This window comes from Brachybacterium hainanense (assembly GCF_042434575.1).
GTDB lineage: Bacteria > Actinomycetota > Actinomycetes > Actinomycetales > Dermabacteraceae > Brachybacterium > Brachybacterium hainanense.
This window is the reverse complement of the sequence record NZ_JBHLSV010000005.1, coordinates 111,754-128,102: the sequence shown is the minus strand read 5'-3', so window position 1 is coordinate 128,102 and position 16,349 is coordinate 111,754. Positions and strand designations below refer to the sequence as shown.

The window sequence follows — 16,349 nt, the reverse complement described above, 5'->3', positions numbered from 1 at the left end:
GGCGCCGCGTCGGCTTCCCGGCGCAGGAGAGGGCCGATCCGGTTCAGATGCCCAGCGTTCTGAACCAGATCGGCCCTCTCTGCGCTCGTGCTTCCGAGCCTCCGCCGGGACACCCGCCCCGGCGGCGGAGCGGCCCCGAGCGAGGGGGCTGCTTCCGGTCAGCCCTTGATCGCGCCGGCGGCGATGTTCGCGATGAAGTGCCGGGCGCCCAGGACGAACACGATGATGAGCGGCACGACGCTGATGAGCGCTCCGGCCATGACCATGCCGTAGTCGGTCAGGTACAGCGAGTTGAGATTCTGCAGCGCGGTCTGCAGCGTCTGCCGCTGCGGGTCCACCAGCACGATCAGCGGCCAGACGTAGTCGTTCCAGGCGCCGATGAACGTGAAGATCCCGAGGAACGCGAGGCCGCCGCGCAGCATCGGCAGCGCGACGCTCCAGTAGGTGCGGAAGAACCCCGCCCCGTCGATGCGCGCGGACTCGACCAGCTCGTCCGGGATCGAGCCCTCCGCCATCTGCCGGAGCAGGAAGATGCCGAAGGCGTTGGCGGCGCCGGGGATGATCAGGGCCTGCAGCGAGCCCACCCAGCCCAGGGAGGACATGAGCATGAAGCTCGGGACCAGCGAGAGGCTGCCGGGGACGAGCATCGTCGCGATGAGCAGGACGAACAGGGCCTTCTTCCCCGGGAAGTCGAACTTCGCGAAGGCGAAGGCGGCCAGGGAGTCGAAAAACATGACCAGCACCGCGCTCGATGCGGCGACGATCACGGTGTTCAGCAGTGACCCGAGCAGGTCGACGCTCTCGACGACGCTGCGGATGTTCTCGAGGAAGCTGCTGCCGAACCAGAGCCGGGGCGGATACCCGAAGATCTCGGCGGTCGTGCTGGTCGCCATCACGACCAGCCAGTAGAACGGGAAGATCGACAGGATCACGCCGAGGATCACGAGGGCGTGGGTGAGAAGGGCGCCCAGGCGCCGTCTCGCGCGCGGGTGCTCGGACCGGCGGGCGGACGGCGCGACGCCTGCATCGCGAGGAGCCGTCCCGGAAGGCCGGACAGGGGCGGTGGTGCTCATCGGCGGGCCTCCTTGCGGCGCGACGGTCGGGGCGAGGAGTCTCCGCGGCCGGAGACGAGACGCCAGTTGATGACGGCGAAGACGGCGGCGATGAGGAACAGGGCCCAGGCGATCGCGGAGCCGTAGCCGAAGTCGAACTGCGTGAACGCCTGGTTGTACTGGTAGAGGACGATGGTCATGCCGGCTTCGCCGGCACCGCCCGCGTCGCCCAGCAGCACCTGGGGCTCGGTGAACAGGCTGAGTCCGCCGATGGTCGAGGTGATGACGGTGAATAGGATGATCGGACGCATCATCGGGACGGTCACCCGGGTGAACACCTGCCAGGTGCTGGCCCCGTCGACCTCCGCGGCGTCGTACAGATCCGTGGGGATCGCCTGCAGCCCGGCGAGGTAGATGATGGCGTTGTACCCGGTGAACCGCCAGATGACCATGACGGCGATCGTGACCTTGATGCCCAGGCTGCTCGAGAGCCAGGGCACGGAGCTCAGGCCGAGCGCGGTCAGCGCGGAGTTGACGAGCCCGAAGGTGTCGGAGAAGACGGAGCCGAACACGATCGCCATCGCCACCATCGAGGTGACGTTGGGCAGGAAGTAGGCGACCCGGTAGAACTTCGTGAAGCGGATGTTCCTGTGGAGCAGGAAGGCGATCCCGAGCGCGAGGGACAGCATGGGGACCGTCGAGAGGAACCAGATGATGAACGTGTTCCCGACCGCGTTCCAGAACCGGGCGTCGGTCAGCAGGAACGTGTACTGGGCGAGCCCCACGAAGCTGATGTCGCCCATGCCGTCCCAGTCCGTGAAGGACAGCACGATCGAGAACACGATGGGAAACAGCCCGAAGATCGCGAAGAGGAGGAAGAACGGGGAGATCGCCAGGTAGATGGGCAGTCGCTCGCGCAGGACGCGTCGGCGACGGATCGCCGTGGGCGGGACGGCGGGGGAGGGGACCTGCGGCGCGGCGCTCATGCCTCCACCCCTCTCTTGGCGAGGACCCGCTCGGCCTGGGCGAGCGCGTCATCCCAGGCGCGTTCGGGGTCCTTCCCCGAGGTCTCGACGTTCGCGAGCTCGGTGGTGAAGGTCGAGCCGATGAGGGTCTCCCAGGTGCTGATGAACGAGCTCGGCACGGTCTCCGCCGCGGTCGAGAAGAACTCGAGCGGATCCTGCCCGCCGAAGAAGTCGCTCTGCGAGGAGAGCGTCTCGAAGCTCGCGGGGCACGAGGGGAACAGCTGCACGTCCTCGTAGGTGAAGGCCTGGTTGGCGGGGGAGTTGTTCCAGAGGATCCAGGCCATCGCGGCCTCGGGGTCCTTGCAGGTGCGGGGGATCGCGGCGAAGGAGCCGCCGTTGTTCCCCGCGCGGACCGGCTGCGCGGCCAGCCGCCACGCCCCGGCCGTGTCGGGTGCCGTCTCCGCGAGGACCTGGGTCCACCAGGCGGCTCCGATGTTCCCGGCAGTGCGGCCGCTGGTCCAGGCGGCGTTGAGGTCCGTGTCCCGGTCGGTGGGGATCTTCGCGGTGATGCCGGCCTCGATCGCGGAGACGGCCGTGTCCCATGCCCCGCGGACGGCGGACCCGCTGCGGATGTACAGCGGGGCGTCGTCCGCATCGAAGTACCGCTCGGGGCTCGAGTCGAGCACCGCCGTGTAGACGTTCGCCGCGTTGTTGACGAGGAACGATCCGGTCGCCGCGTGGAGGGCGGTGCCCAGCGCGATCCAGGCCTCCCAGGTCGTGGTCTCGGCCGCGACCTCCTCGGGGTCCGAGGGCAGACCGGCGTCCTCGAAGACGTCCTTGCGGTAGAAGAACCCGGTGGGGCCGATGTCGAGCGGGAAGAAGCAGAAACGGCCGGTGGGGGTGAGACCCAGGTCCCACTTCCACGGGTAATAGTCGTCCTTGACGTCCTGGGCGCCGAGCTCGTCGAGGTCCAGGAACATGTCCTCGTTGCGGAAGTAGAGGGCGTTGTTGGAGTTGATGTAGGTGATGTCCGGGATGTAGGCGCTGCCGGCGAGGCTCGTGCGCAGCTTGGTGTCGAAGCTGGTGCCGATCACGTCCGCGCGCAGCCGCTTGGACGTCCCCGGGATCTGCTCGGCGGCCTGCTCGAGCAGGACCGGGCTCGCCGAGCGGTCCCAGTACCAGAGCACGAGCTCCTCGGGGTCCTCGGAGATCGACTCCGGGGAGCCGCAGCCGGTGAGGGCGGGAGCGAGGGAACCGGCCCCCAGCAGGCCGGCGGCGCCGTGCAGAAGGCTGCGGCGGCTGGGGCGCCGCAGCGACGGGGTGCTCGCCGCGCGGGCGAGACCGGACGATCGGGGTTCAGGTCGGGGGAGTCGGGACGGGGGCATGCACACCCTCCTCATCGAGTGGTGTCGGGGGACCGTGAACGTTCACGGGTGACCCAGATCATGGCAGGGGCGGTTCCTCGCGTCAACGCCTCGGTCAGGGGGCGCGCCCTCGGGGCGCGGTCTCATCGGGGGCTCCATGGCGAGCTCGGGAGGGCTTGTGCCCCGGTTGGGATTGGCGATAGCGTGACGATCCGTGAACGTTCACGACCCGAGGAGGGGTCGCCGTCCACGATCCGCAGCCCCCACTTCGCGAAGGACGACACGTCTTCATGAGCTCCACCGCCCGTCCGTTCCGCTGGGCCGTGCTCGGCCCCGGCTCCATCGCCCGCCGCTTCGCCGGCCAGCTCCCTCGTTCCCAGCGCGGCGTCCTCGTCGCCGTCGGCAGCTCCTCGGCGGAGCGCGCAGGCGCCTTCGCGGAGGAGTTCCCCCTCGCCGCGCCCGCGCTGATCGGCTCCTACGAGGACGTGCTCGCCTCCCCGGAGGTCGACGCCGTCTACATCTCGACCGTCCACACCGGGCACGCGCGTCTGGCCGCCGCGGCGCTCGAGGCCGGCAAGCACGTCCTGTGCGAGAAGCCGCTGACCCCGAACTCCGGGACCTCCATGGCGCTGCTGGACCTCGCCGCCCGCAGCGGGAAGGTCCTGCTCGAGGCGTACATGTATCGCTTCCACCCCCAGACCGTGAAGGTCCTCGAGCTCGTGGCCGAGGGCGCGATCGGCGAGGTCACGCACGTCGATGCCTCCTTCGCCTTCGACACGGGCGGCCGCAGCGGCCGCCTGTTCGAGGTGGACACCGCCGGCGGCGGCATCCTCGACGTGGGCTGCTACCCGCTGTCCTTCGCCCGTTTCGTCGCGGGCGCCGTCGCCGGGACGCCCTTCGCCGAGCCGACGAGGCTCACCGCCCACGGCGCCCTCGGCGAGACCGGCGTGGACGAATGGGCGACCGCCGAGCTCGAGCTGCCCGGCGGCATCACCGCGAGCCTGCGCACCGGCGTGCGCCTGTCGGATCCGCAGTCCGCGACGATCACCGGCTCCCGCGGCGTGATCCGCTTGTCGGATCCGTGGGCCCTGACCGAGCAGCAGATCATCGAGCTGGACGTGGTCGGCCAGGAGCCGCAGCGGCTCGAGATCCCGCTGTCGTACTCCTACGCGCTCGAGGCCGATGCCCTCGCCGATGCGGCCGAGACCGGCGGCGAGCACCCGGAGGTCCCCGAGCTCCCTGCGCTCGGATCCCTCGGGCAGGCGCGGGCGCTCGACGCCTGGCGCGAGCAGATCGGCCTGCGCTACCCCTTCGAGCGCGACGACGCCGACATCCCCACCCTGACCGGTCGTGCCCTCGCTCCCGCGTCCGTCCCCACCGGTGCGGGCGTCCCCATGGCCTACGGCACGATCCCCGGGATCGACAAGAAGATCTCCCGGCTGGTCATGGGCTGCGACAACCAGATGAACCTCGCGCACGCCTCCGCCATGTTCGACGCCTTCTACGAGATCGGCGGCACCACCTTCGACACCGCCTACATCTACGGCGGCGGCTACTGCGAGAGGCTGCTGGGGCGGTGGGTGAACAACCGGGGCGTGCGCGAGGACGTCGTCGTCATCACCAAGGGCGCGCACACCCCGCACTGCGATCCGGAGTCGATCAGCCGACAGCTCGAGGAGTCCCTCGAGCGCCAGGGCACCGACTACGCGGACCTGTACATGATGCACCGCGACAACCTCGAGGTCCCCGTCGGGGAGTTCGTCGACGTGCTGGACGAGCACTACCGAGCCGGGCGCATCCGGGCCTTCGGCGGCTCCAACTGGACGCCGGCCCGCGTGGACGAGGCCAACGCGTACGCGCGGCGGAACGGCAAGCAGGGCTTCAGCATCCTGTCCAACCACTTCGGCCTCGCCCGCGCCCTGGACGTCCCGTGGGCCGGCTGCGAGCACGCGACCGATCCGGAGTCGAAGGCGTGGCTGACCGAGCGCGGGATCGCCCTGCTGCCCTGGTCCTCCCAGGCGCGCGGCTTCTTCACCGGCCGCGCCCGGCCCGAGGACCGCTCCGATGCGGAGCTCGTGCGGTGCTACTACAGCGACGACAACTTCGAGCGGCTCGCGCGCGCGGAGGAGCTCGGCGCGGAGCGGGGGGTGCCGGCGACCGCGGTGGCCCTCGCCTTCGTCCTCGCCCAGCCCTTCCCGACCTTCCCGCTGTTCGGTCCCCGGAGCATCGCCGAGATGCGCTCCTCGACGCTCGGCCTCGGCGTCGAGCTGAACGAGGCGGAGGTCGCCTGGCTCGATCTGCGTCGCGAGACCCGCTGATCCGTGCTGTGATGGTCCGATGACACGTGAGCCCGCCGGGCCCCGCCCGGTCCGGCGGGCCACCATCATCGACGTCGCCCGCCGCGCGGGCGTCTCCCGCCAGACCGTCACCCGGGCGATGAACTCCATGCCCGGCATCAGTCCCACCACCCGGGACCGGGTGCTCGCCGCCGCGCAGGAGCTCGCGTACCGGCCCTCGCGATCCGGGCGCGCCCTCGTGCACACGGAGTCGCGGGTGATCGGTCTGCTGGTCACCGACCTGACCAACGCCTTCTTCTCCGAGCTCGCGACCGCCCTCATCCGGGAGGCCGCAGGGCGCGGCTGGTCCGTGATCTTCGCGGAGGACAACGTCGAGGCCGGTCCGGGCGGCAGCCTCGGGGAGCGGGTCGACGTGCTGATCGGCTACGACCCGATCGGCGAGGCCGCCCCCGCGAACGCTGCGGTGCCCGTGGTCCTGCTGGACGCCCCCGAGGATGCCGATCCGCGCTGCGGCCGGATCGTGCTGGACCTCTCCCGCGGCGCGGAGGAGCTCGCCGCGCACCTGCTCGGCGTCGGCGTGGTCCGTCCCGCCATCGTCGACGCCACCTCCTCGGGCGGCCCGAGCGGACGGGCGCGGCTCCTGCGCCGGGCGCTGCTCTCCGCCGGGGCGTCTCGGATCGCGCTCGAGGTCCTCACCGACGAGACAGGTCGCGGCGCGACGAGGGACGGCCGAGAGCAGGCGCTGGACCGTCTGCTGGACCCGGGCCGTGCGGACGGCCCGGTCGACGCTCTGCTCGCCTTCAACGACCGGCTCGCCCTCGAGCTCCTGCGGTCCCTGCGCCTGCGCGGCCTGCGCGTGCCCGAGGACGTCCGGGTCGTCGGGATGGACGGCCTCGCCCTGGGAACGCTGGTCACGCCGACGCTGACGACCCTCGCGACCGACGCCGCGGAGATCGCCCGCCACGCCGTCGACCTGGCGATCGGGATCTACGAGCACAGCATCCCGGCGGACGGGGGCGCGGACGGGGCGGCGACCCTGCGGCGGCATCGCTACCGGCTGGTCCTGCGCGAATCCGCCTGAGCGCATGGGTGCAGGCCGCCGCGGCAGGAGGTTCGTCACCTCGTGGCGAACACGGTTCCGCTGCGGGGCCCGCCCGTGGCACACTGATCGGCGGTTCTGGTTCACGACGCCCGCCGGGCGCCGACCCAGCGACCCTTGCTGAGGAGACGATATGAAGGCCGAGATCCATCCCGCGTACGTCGTGACCCAGGTGACCTGCACCTGCGGCAACTCGTTCACGACCCGCAGCACCAAGACCGACGGTGCCATCAGCACCGAGGTGTGCTCCGCGTGCCACCCGTTCTACACGGGCAAGCAGAAGATCCTCGACACCGGCGGCCGCGTGGCCCGCTTCGAGGCCCGCTACGGCAAGAAGGCCAAGTAAGCCATCCGACCGACGCCGACGATCCTGCGGGATCGTCGGCGTCGTCGTGTCTGCACCCGACGGTCATCCCGCCCCGACATCAGCCCGCACCCGCGAGGAGCCCCATGGACGCCGCATCCGATCCCCTCACCGAGCTGGGGGAGCTGCGCGGGGAGCACACGCGCCTGCAGCAGGAGATGGCGGACCCCGCGCTGCACGGGGACGCGGCTCGGGCACGCCGGGTGGGACGGCGCTACGCGGAGCTCGAGGCGATCGTCTCGCGGGCCGATGCGCTGCGGGCCGTCCGCGGGGACCTGCGCACCGCCCGCGAGCTCGCCGCCGAGGATCCCGACTTCACGGCGGAGGCCCACGAGCTCGAGGAGCAGGAGGCGCTCCTCGTCGGCGAGATCGAGGAGCTGCTGGCACCGCGCGATCCCGACGACGGGCGCGACGTGCTGATGGAGATCAAGGCCGGCGCCGGGGGAGAGGAGTCCGCGCTCTTCGCCGCCCAGATGCTGCGCATGTACCGGCAGTACGCGAGCGCCCGCGGCTGGACGCTCGAGATCCTCGACGAGAACGCCTCGGACCTCGGCGGGATCAAGGACGTGACCGTGTCCATCCGGGCCCGGGGCGCCGCCGCCCCGGCCGACGGCGTCTGGGCGCATCTGAAGCACGAGGCCGGAGTGCACCGGGTCCAGCGCGTGCCGGTCACCGAGTCGGCAGGGCGCATCCACACCTCCGCGGTCGGGGTGCTCGTGATCCCCGAGGCCGATGAGACCGACGAGGCCGAGCTGCTCGCCGATGCCCTCGCCCCCGCGAACCTGCGCGTGGACGTCTACCGCTCCTCCGGACCGGGCGGCCAGAGCGTCAACACGACCGACTCCGCGGTGCGGATCACGCACCTGCCCAGCGGGATCGTCGTCTCCTGCCAGAACGAGAAGAGCCAGCTGCAGAACCGGGAGCAGGCCATGCGGATCCTGCGCTCGCGCCTGCTGGACGCCCATCACGCGGCGCAGGACGCCGAGGCCTCGGCGACACGCAGGGCCCAGGTGCGCACCGTCGACCGCTCCGAGCGGATCCGCACCTACAACTTCCCCGAGTCCCGGGTGGCCGATCACCGCACCGGGTACAAGGCCAACAACCTCGACCAGGTGCTCGCCGGGGACCTGGACGCGGTGATCGAGTCCTCCCGTCGCGCCGAGCGCGAGGCCCGCCTGGCGGCCGGGACGGAGGAAGGCCGATGAGCACCCCGGAGCAGGCGCGCCCCGCGGACCGGCGGGACCTCGGGACGGGGCCGCTGCTGCGCGCGGCCCTGGGACGCGTCTCGCAGCGGCTTGCCCTCGCGGGCGTCCCGAGCCCCTCCGTGGACGCGCGCGCCCTGCTCTCCCGCGCGGCCGGCGATCCCGCGCATCTGCTGCTGGTCGAGGAGCTGCCGGAGGGCTTCGAGGCGGTGCTCGAGCAGCTCGTGCGCCGGCGCGAGGCCCGCGAGCCCCTCCAGCTGATCCTCGGCACCGCGCCGTTCCGCCGCCTCGAGCTCGAGGTGCTCGCCGGCGTGTTCATCCCCCGACCGGAGACCGAGCTCATGGTCGACATCCTGCTCGACCATGCCCGTACCGCCGAGGTCGCGCAGGTGATCGACCTCTGCACCGGCAGCGGCGCGATCGCCGCTGCCGTGCTCGACGAGATGCCCCGGGTGCGGGTGCTCGCCCTCGAGCGCGACCCGCGGGCGGCCGGACTCGCCCGGTGCAACCTCGCCGCCGTCGACCCGGCGCGCGGGGAGGTCCGCGAGGGCGACGTGCGCACCGCCGCGCTCCCCGGACCGGTCGACGCCGTGCTCTCGAACCCGCCGTACATCCCTGCCGGACAGGTGCCCCGCGAGGAGGAGGTGCTGCGCCATGATCCCGAGCTCGCCCTGTACGGGGGAGGGGAGGACGGCCTCGAGATCCCGCGCGCGGTCCTCGACCGCGCCGCGGACCTCCTGCGTCCCGGAGGGCTGCTCGTCATGGAGCATGCCGATGTGCAGGGCCCGGCGACCCGCGAGCTCGCGCACGCGAGCGGATCCTTCGTCCGGGTGCGCACGCAGCGCGACCTCACGGGCCGCGACCGCTTCCTCGTCGCCGTGCGCGGACGGGACGGATCGGCCGGAGACGGATCGTCACGAGATGAGAGGATGAGCGCGTGAGCGTTTACGACACCCAGAACGAGGAGACGCGTCCCGGTGCGCTCGAGGCCGCCGTCTCCGCCGTGCGCGACGGCAAGCTGATCGTCCTGCCCACGGACACCGTCTACGGCATCGGCGCCGATGCCTTCAGCCCGGATGCCGTGCAGGCCCTGCTGGACGCCAAGGGCCGCGGCCGGGACATGCCCCCGCCCGTGCTGATCGGCGACCAGGCGGTGCTCCTCGCGCTCGCGGTGGACCTCCCGGACTACGTCGAGGACCTCGCCGACGCCTTCTGGCCCGGCGCGCTCACCCTGATCCTCACGGCCCAGCCCTCGCTCACCTGGGACCTGGGGGAGACCCGCGGCACCGTCGCCCTGCGCATGCCCGACGACGAGGTCGCCCTCGAGGTGCTTCGCGGCACCGGACCGCTGGCCGTCTCGAGTGCCAACCGCTCCGGGAGGAGCGCCGCTCTGAGCGTGCTGGACGCCGCGACCCAGCTGGGGGACTCCGTCGAGGTCTACCTCGACGGCGGGCCCGCACGGATCGGCGAGGCCTCGACGATCATCGACACCACCGTCGACCCCGCGGAGATCGTCCGCGAGGGCGCGATCAGCCGCGAGGCGATCATCGCCGCGGTGGGCGACATCTTCACGGCGCCCGAGCCGCCCGCCGCGCAGGACGACGAGGTGACGGACGCCGCCCCGGCGGACGGCGCCGCCTCCTCGCGGGAGACCGAGCCCGGGGAGGACTCCGCGGAGGCCGGCGCCTCCGAGGACCGGACCGAGGAGCCGGCGCCGGCGGCGGGCCTCGCGCTCCCCGCGGAGGACCCCGCCGGTGATCCCGTGCCGGAGGGGACGCCCTCGGCGGACGCCGCCGCGTCCCCCTCCGAGGGGGCCGCGCCGACCCCTGCACCGGCGGGGGCCGACCCTGCCGGAGCGCTCGCGCTGCCCTCTGAGGACGCCGATCCCGCGCCCGGCTCCGCCGCAGCCGGGTGAGGGTCTACCTCTTCCTCCTGCTGCTCAGCGCGGCGGTGACCTTCCTCACCACTCCGGCGGTGCGGCTGCTGGCCCGGCGCGCCGGGGCGATGACCGCCGTCCGCGCCCGCGACATGCACGACGTGGTCACCCCGCGCTGGGGCGGCGTGGCGATGCTGCTCGGCGTCACCGCGGCGATGCTGGTGGCGAGCCGGGTTCCGTTCCTCGAGGGGCTCTTCGAGGACAGCGGCCAGCCCTGGGCGATCCTCGTCGCCGGGGCGCTGGTCTGCCTCCTGGGCGCGGCGGACGACAAATGGGACCTCGACTGGCTGACCAAGCTCGCCGGCCAGATCCTCGCGGCCGTGCTGCTCGCCTGGCAGGGCGTCCAGCTGGTCTCCCTGCCGATCAACGGGGTGATGCTCCTGTCGCCGCGCGGGGCGCTCATCCTCACGGTGCTGGTCGTGGTGGTGAGCATGAACGCCGTGAACTTCGTGGACGGGCTCGACGGGCTCGCGGCCGGGGTGATGGCGATCGGCGGGACGGCGTTCTTCATCTACGCGTATCTGCTCACGCGCACCGCGAGCGCCACCGACTTCTCCTCCCTCGCCGCGCTCGTGACCGCGATCCTCATCGGCGCCTGTCTGGGCTTCCTGCCCCACAACCTCGACCGGGCTCGGATCTTCATGGGCGACTCGGGCTCGATGCTCCTGGGCCTCCTGCTGGCGACCTCCACGATCACGGTCACCGGCCAGGTCGATCCCGCGCGTCTGTCGGGGGCGGACGTCTTCGGCCAGTTCCTCCCGATCCTCCTGCCGATCGGCGTCATGTTCGTCCCGTTCCTCGACTTCGCGCTCGCGGTGGTGCGGCGGATCGGTTCCGGCAAGTCCCCGTTCCACGCCGATGCGCTGCACCTGCACCATCGTCTGCTCGCGCTCGGGCACTCCAAGCGCGGCGCCGTCCTCATCATGTACACCTGGACCGTCGTGGTCTGCGTGGGCCTGCTCCTGCCCGTCTTCCTCGACGTGCGCACCTCCGTCGCCTTCTGGGTGATCGGCGGCGGCTTCGCCCTCGCGGTCACCATCGGCCCGCTCACCCGTCTCCTCAAGCGCTCCCGGAAGGAGCCCGCCGATGCCCAGCACTGACGACGACCGCGCGCCGGACGGATCCGTCCCCGCCGAGACCGCGGCGGAGGTCCGTCGGGGCAACCAGAACCGCATCCAGCGGGCGCTCCTCGCCGCGGTCGGGGTCGGGATCCTCATCGATCTCGTGATCATCGCGATCGCCGCCCTCGCCCTCGGGCGGCCGGAGCTCCACGGTGCGCTGATCGGGTCCGGCCTCGCCCTGGTCGTGACAGTCCCCACACTGGTCACCGCGCGCATCACGCGCGACCGGGAGGTCATGGTGAGCGCCGCCCTTCTCGTCGGGGCGTGGCTTGTCAAGATGTTCGTGCTGATCATCGTGCTTGCGCTCCTCCAGGATGCGACGAGCATCTCACGGCCCTGGATCGGCATCGCCCTCCTCGCCGGAGCGGTGGCGGCGGCGGTCGCCGAAGCCCTGCTCCTCCTGCGCGGACGGGCCCGTCTGGAGGTCGAACCGCCGTCGGTCCGATCCTGACATTCTGTTATGCTCATCAGTGTGCGTTGTGAGGCCCCCGAGGGCTCCGCGGCCCCCTGAAAACCACATCATCGGCGCGCCTCGCGCGCCGTGTGACGACCCTCCTCCTGGGAGCGGGCCCGTCGGTGCTGGGAGCCCTCTGCGACGCATGCGGAGCATCGCTCCGGCCGTCTCCGACACCGGTGCCGGACAATCAATGACAGCCGCCCCCGTGCCACCGCGCGGGGCCGACGACCTGGGAGATCGAGCTGAACACCGCAGACGTCATTCCGGCCCTGTACGCAGAAGGCGACGGAGAGCTCTTCCACATCCCGTCTCTCGCGGAGTTCTTCCCGGACGCGATCCTCTTCGCGGGGACGCCGCTCGAGTTCAACCGCGTGCAGCTCGTGCGGCTGATCATGATCGCCGTCGTGCTGATCGTGCTGAGCATCATCGCCTCGCGCGCCAAGCTCGTCCCGGGCCGCAGCCAGAGCATCGTCGAGCTCCTCCTCGACTTCGTGAACAACACGATCATCCAGAACACGCTGGGCCTGCGCGAGGGCAAGCGCTTCGCGCCCATGCTCACGACGCTGTTCTTCCTCATCCTGACGATGAACCTCGCCGGCGTGATCCCCGGCCTGAACCTCGCCGGCACCTCCGTGATCGGCGTGCCGCTGGTGCTCGCCCTGTGGACCTTCGTCACCTACGTCGTCTCCGGCGTCAAGGTGCACGGGTTCGCCGGCTACCTCAAGCACGAGACCATGCCCCCCGGCGTCCCGAAGCCGATCTACCTGCTCCTGGTGCCGATCGAGTTCCTCCAGGTCGTCCTGATCCGCTGGGCCTCGCTCACGATCCGACTCCTGGCGAACATGGTCGCCGGCCACATCATGCTCGTGGTGTTCATCGGCCTGACCCAGGGGCTGCTGTTCTCGGGGAGCATCCTCCTCGTCGGCGCCCCCTTCACCGGAGCCCTCGCGATCGGCATCTACGGCTTCGAGATCTTCGTCGCCGCCCTCCAGGCCTTCATCTTCACGATGCTCTCCGCGGTGTACATCCAGATGGCCACCTCGCACGAGCACTGACGCGGCCCTTCGAACCTTCCGTCCCCCTCGCACGACCCTGTCCGCCGCCCGTCCGGGCGGCACAACGAAAGGAAACCCTGTGGACCCGATGATTCTCTCGGAGCTCTCCGGCAACGTCGCATCCATCGGCTACGGCATCGCCGCGATCGGCCCCGGCATCGGCATCGGCATCATCGTCGGCAAGACCGCCGAGGCGACCGCTCGCCAGCCCGAGCTGCGCAGCCAGCTCCAGACCACCATGTTCATCGGTATCGCCTTCACCGAGATCCTGACGCTCCTGGCCATCGTCACCGGCCTCATCTTCGGCGGAACGGCCTGAGGCCCACCTGATGATCTTCGCCGAAGGAGAAGTCTCCGGTACCCGGCTGCTCATCCCTGCGCCCTCTGAGATCATCTGGACGCTCATCTTCGTCCTGATCTTCGCGCTGGTCTTCATGAAGTTCGTCCTGCCCCGTCTGAACGCGGTGCTCGACGAGCGCGCGGAGAAGATCGAGGGCGGGCTGAAGAAGGCCGAGGAGGCCCAGCAGCAGGTCGCCGAGCTGAAGTCCACCCAGGAGCAGGAGCTCGCCGCCGCCCGCAAGGAGGCCGCCGAGATCCGCGAGAAGGCGCGCCAGGACGGTGCCCGCATCGTCGAGGAGGCCAAGGCGCAGGCCGAGGCCGAGGCCGAGCGCGTCCTCGCCACCGGACGTCAGCAGCTGAGCGCCGAGCGCCAGACCGCTTCCGCCCAGCTGCACAGCGAGGTCGGGTCGCTCGCGAGCGACCTCGCCTCGAAGATCGTCGGCGAGGCCCTCACCGACGACGAGCGCTCGCGCCGTGTGATCGACAGGTTCCTGGCAGACCTCGAGTCGAGCCAGACCGCCACCCGATAAGGACCAGTGATGCGAGGAATCTCCTCCACCTCGTTCTCCGAGGTCATCCAGCAGGCCGAATCCGCCTTCCGGGCGGACGGGGTCTCCCTGGAGAGCACCGCGGACGAACTGTTCGCGATCGCCGACGCGATCGACTCCAGCAATCAGCTCGTGCGTCTGCTGAGCGACTCCGGTCGCGACGCCGAGGTGAAGGAGGCCGCGGTCCGCACGCTGCTGACCGGCAGGGTCGGCCAGGTCGCTTTCGGTCTGGCGCTCGAGGTCGTGCGTCGGCGCTGGTCCGAGCAGGAGGACATCCTCGACGCGCTGGAAGAGCTGGGCGTGCTCGCGCTGCTCGACCAGGCGGACCGCGAGGGCGTGCTGGGCCAGGTCGAGGAGGAGCTCTTCCAGACCTCCCGGGTCATCGACGACAGCGCCGAGCTCTCCTCGGCCTTCGACGACGCCCGCGAGGACCCCGCCGTGCGCGGCGCGGTGGTGGCGAACCTGCTCGAGCGCAGCGCGCACCGGCTCACCCTCGCCCTGGCGCGTCGTGCGGTCTCCCGCCGCAGCGAGCTCAAGCCCGCCCGCCGGGTGCGCGAGTTCGCGGAGTTCGCCTCGGAACGACGCAGCCGCCTGCTCGCCGTCGTCGAGAGCTCCCGTCCGCTGGATGCGCAGCAGGTCTCCCGCCTCGGAGCCGTCCTCGCCCGCACCTATGGTCGCGAGGTGCAGATGAACCTCGAGGTCAATCCCGACGTCGTGGGCGGTCTGCGCATCCATGTGGGTGACGACCTGTTCGACGCGACCGTCCTCGCGCGCCTGGCCCAGGCCCGCGCCCACCTGGTGTCCTGACCGCTGCGTCCCGGGCACAGGAAACCACACGACATCCCATCTCCCGCAGCGACGGGAACACCGAGAGGAAGCGAAGCACCGCGATGGCTGAGCTCACGATCCGTCCGGAGGACATCCGGCATGCTCTGGACACCGCCGTGTCCACCTACCAGGCAGGCTCCACCGACCGCGAGGAGATCGGCCGCGTCACCGAGTCGGCCGACGGCATCGCGCGTGTCGAGGGCCTCCCGAACGTCATGGCCAACGAGCTGGTCCGCTTCGAGGGCGGCGAGCTCGGCCTCGCGCTGAACCTCGACCTGCGCGAGATCGGCGTCGTCGTCCTCGGCGAGTTCGCCGGCATCGCCGAGGGCCAGGAGGTCCGCCGCACCGGCGAGGTCCTCTCCGTCCCCGTGGGCGACGCCTTCCTCGGCCGCGTGGTGGATCCCACCGGCGCTCCGGTCGACGGCCTCGGCCCGATCGAGTCCACCGGCCGCCGCGCCCTCGAGCTCCAGGCCCCCGGCGTCATGCAGCGCAAGTCCGTCAAGGAGCCGCTGGTCACGGGCATCAAGGCGATCGACGCCATGACCCCCATCGGTCGCGGCCAGCGTCAGCTGATCATCGGCGACCGCCAGACGGGCAAGACCGCGATCGCCCTGGACGCCATCCTGAACCAGAAGGCGAACTGGGAGACCGGCGACCCGAGCAAGCAGGTCCGCTGCATCTACGTCGCCGTCGGCCAGAAGGGCTCGACCATCGCCTCGGTGCGCGGCACCCTCGAGGCCGCGGGCGCCCTGGAGTACACGACCATCGTCGCGGCTCCCGCCTCCGACCCGGCGGGCTTCAAGTACATCGCCCCCTACGCGGGCTCCGCGATCGGCCAGCACTGGATGTACGAGGGCAAGCACGTCCTCATCGTCTTCGACGACCTCTCCAAGCAGGCCGAGGCCTACCGCGCCGTGTCGCTCCTGCTGCGCCGTCCGCCGGGCCGCGAAGCCTACCCGGGCGACGTCTTCTACCTGCACTCCCGTCTGCTGGAGCGCTGCGCGAAGCTGTCCGACGCGATGGGCGGCGGCTCGATGACCGGTCTGCCGATCATCGAGACCAAGGCCAACGACGTCTCGGCGTACATCCCGACCAACGTCATCTCCATCACCGACGGCCAGTGCTTCCTGCAGTCGGACCTGTTCAACGCGAACCAGCGTCCGGCCGTGGACGTCGGCATCTCCGTGTCCCGCGTGGGCGGCTCCGCCCAGACCAAGGCCATGAAGTCGGTCTCCGGCACGCTGAAGATCTCGCTCGCGCAGTACCGCGACCTCGAGGCCTTCGCGATGTTCGCCTCGGACCTCGACGCCGCCTCGAAGCAGCAGCTGAACCGCGGCGCGCGCCTGATGGAGCTGCTCAAGCAGAACCAGTCCTCGCCCTTCCCCATGGAGGAGGAGGTCGTCTCCGTGTGGGCCGGCACCACCGGGAAGTTCGACGACATCGAGGTGGAGGACGTCCTCGCCTTCGAGGCGCACCTGCTCGAGTACCTCCGTCACAACGGCTCCGCCCTCGAGGCGATCCGCACCAGCGGCAAGTTCGAGTCCTCGACCGAGGAGGAGCTCACGACGCTGCTCGCGGACGCGAAGAAGGACTTCCTCGCCGGGAAGGGCAAGGAGCCCGTCACCGATCATCACGGTCGCCTCGACAGCGAGGACATCGACCAGGAGAGCATCGTCCGCGGCTGATCCGATCATCCGTGCCCGCCCCGCCGGGGCGGGCACG

At 71.1% G+C, this 16,349-nt stretch carries 16 protein-coding genes; 13 read left to right on the top strand and 3 right to left on the bottom strand.

Features of this window, described 5'->3' with window-relative positions:
* Positions 1-158: 158 nt before the first annotated feature.
* The 3 genes from ACFFF6_RS05580 to ACFFF6_RS05570 are packed head-to-tail and all read right to left on the bottom strand — an operon-like array spanning position 159 to position 3,402.
* The gene (locus tag ACFFF6_RS05580) at positions 159-1,073 is read right to left on the bottom strand and encodes a carbohydrate ABC transporter permease (protein ID WP_376978986.1); all 915 of its coding nucleotides are present in this window, start codon (positions 1,071-1,073) and stop codon (positions 159-161) included.
* Positions 1,070-2,038, bottom strand: a complete 969-nt coding sequence (locus ACFFF6_RS05575) for a carbohydrate ABC transporter permease (protein ID WP_376978984.1) — start codon at positions 2,036-2,038, stop codon at positions 1,070-1,072. The genes ACFFF6_RS05580 and ACFFF6_RS05575 overlap by 4 nt, the downstream gene beginning before the upstream one ends.
* Positions 2,035-3,402 (bottom strand): ABC transporter substrate-binding protein, encoded by a 1,368-nt coding sequence (locus ACFFF6_RS05570; RefSeq protein WP_376978982.1) that lies wholly within the window; start codon positions 3,400-3,402, stop codon positions 2,035-2,037. The genes ACFFF6_RS05575 and ACFFF6_RS05570 overlap by 4 nt, the downstream gene beginning before the upstream one ends.
* 269 nt (positions 3,403-3,671) lie before the next feature.
* On the opposite strand from ACFFF6_RS05570, the gene ACFFF6_RS05565 reads away from it, so the two are divergent.
* From ACFFF6_RS05565 to atpA, 13 genes are all read left to right on the top strand, one after another.
* Complete coding sequence (locus ACFFF6_RS05565) at positions 3,672-5,699, top strand: aldo/keto reductase (RefSeq protein ID WP_376978980.1); 2,028 nt, start codon at positions 3,672-3,674, stop codon at positions 5,697-5,699.
* Between the two features lie 19 nt (positions 5,700-5,718).
* Positions 5,719-6,759: a LacI family DNA-binding transcriptional regulator gene (locus tag ACFFF6_RS05560; RefSeq protein WP_376978978.1), complete on the top strand. Its 1,041-nt coding sequence runs from the start codon at positions 5,719-5,721 to the stop codon at positions 6,757-6,759.
* A 151-nt stretch (positions 6,760-6,910) separates the two neighbouring features.
* Positions 6,911-7,123, top strand: coding sequence for a 50S ribosomal protein L31 (rpmE, locus tag ACFFF6_RS05555; protein ID WP_376978976.1), 213 nt, complete (start codon positions 6,911-6,913; stop codon positions 7,121-7,123).
* A gap of 104 nt (positions 7,124-7,227) precedes the next feature.
* A complete protein-coding gene (gene prfA, locus ACFFF6_RS05550) occupies positions 7,228-8,346 on the top strand; it encodes a peptide chain release factor 1 (RefSeq protein WP_376978974.1) in 1,119 nt (372 codons plus the stop codon).
* Positions 8,343-9,284 carry a peptide chain release factor N(5)-glutamine methyltransferase gene (gene prmC, locus ACFFF6_RS05545; protein WP_376978972.1) on the top strand — a complete coding sequence of 314 codons (942 nt, stop codon included), beginning with the start codon at positions 8,343-8,345 and terminating at the stop codon, positions 9,282-9,284. The genes prfA and prmC overlap by 4 nt, the downstream gene beginning before the upstream one ends.
* Positions 9,281-10,258 (top strand): L-threonylcarbamoyladenylate synthase, encoded by a 978-nt coding sequence (locus ACFFF6_RS05540; RefSeq protein WP_376978971.1) that lies wholly within the window; start codon positions 9,281-9,283, stop codon positions 10,256-10,258. The genes prmC and ACFFF6_RS05540 overlap by 4 nt, the downstream gene beginning before the upstream one ends.
* A complete protein-coding gene (locus ACFFF6_RS05535) occupies positions 10,255-11,379 on the top strand; it encodes an MraY family glycosyltransferase (RefSeq protein ID WP_376978969.1) in 1,125 nt (374 codons plus the stop codon). The genes ACFFF6_RS05540 and ACFFF6_RS05535 overlap by 4 nt, the downstream gene beginning before the upstream one ends.
* Positions 11,366-11,851: a Cg1360 family ATP-synthase-associated protein gene (locus ACFFF6_RS05530; RefSeq protein WP_376978967.1), complete on the top strand. Its 486-nt coding sequence runs from the start codon at positions 11,366-11,368 to the stop codon at positions 11,849-11,851. The genes ACFFF6_RS05535 and ACFFF6_RS05530 overlap by 14 nt, the downstream gene beginning before the upstream one ends.
* 242 nt (positions 11,852-12,093) lie before the next feature.
* On the top strand, positions 12,094-12,912 hold the full coding sequence (atpB, locus tag ACFFF6_RS05525) for a F0F1 ATP synthase subunit A (protein ID WP_376979324.1): 819 nt from the start codon (positions 12,094-12,096) through the stop codon (positions 12,910-12,912).
* Positions 12,913-12,991: 79 nt separating this feature from the next.
* Positions 12,992-13,231: an ATP synthase F0 subunit C gene (atpE, locus tag ACFFF6_RS05520; protein ID WP_038369940.1), complete on the top strand. Its 240-nt coding sequence runs from the start codon at positions 12,992-12,994 to the stop codon at positions 13,229-13,231.
* 10 nt (positions 13,232-13,241) lie between these two features.
* Positions 13,242-13,781 carry a F0F1 ATP synthase subunit B gene (locus ACFFF6_RS05515; RefSeq protein ID WP_376978965.1) on the top strand — a complete coding sequence of 180 codons (540 nt, stop codon included), beginning with the start codon at positions 13,242-13,244 and terminating at the stop codon, positions 13,779-13,781.
* Positions 13,782-13,790: 9 nt separating this feature from the next.
* Positions 13,791-14,606, top strand: a complete 816-nt coding sequence (locus tag ACFFF6_RS05510; RefSeq protein ID WP_376978963.1) for a F0F1 ATP synthase subunit delta — start codon at positions 13,791-13,793, stop codon at positions 14,604-14,606.
* An 83-nt stretch (positions 14,607-14,689) separates the two neighbouring features.
* The gene (atpA, locus tag ACFFF6_RS05505) at positions 14,690-16,312 is read left to right on the top strand and encodes a F0F1 ATP synthase subunit alpha (protein WP_376978961.1); all 1,623 of its coding nucleotides are present in this window, start codon (positions 14,690-14,692) and stop codon (positions 16,310-16,312) included.
* Positions 16,313-16,349: the final 37 nt, after the last annotated feature.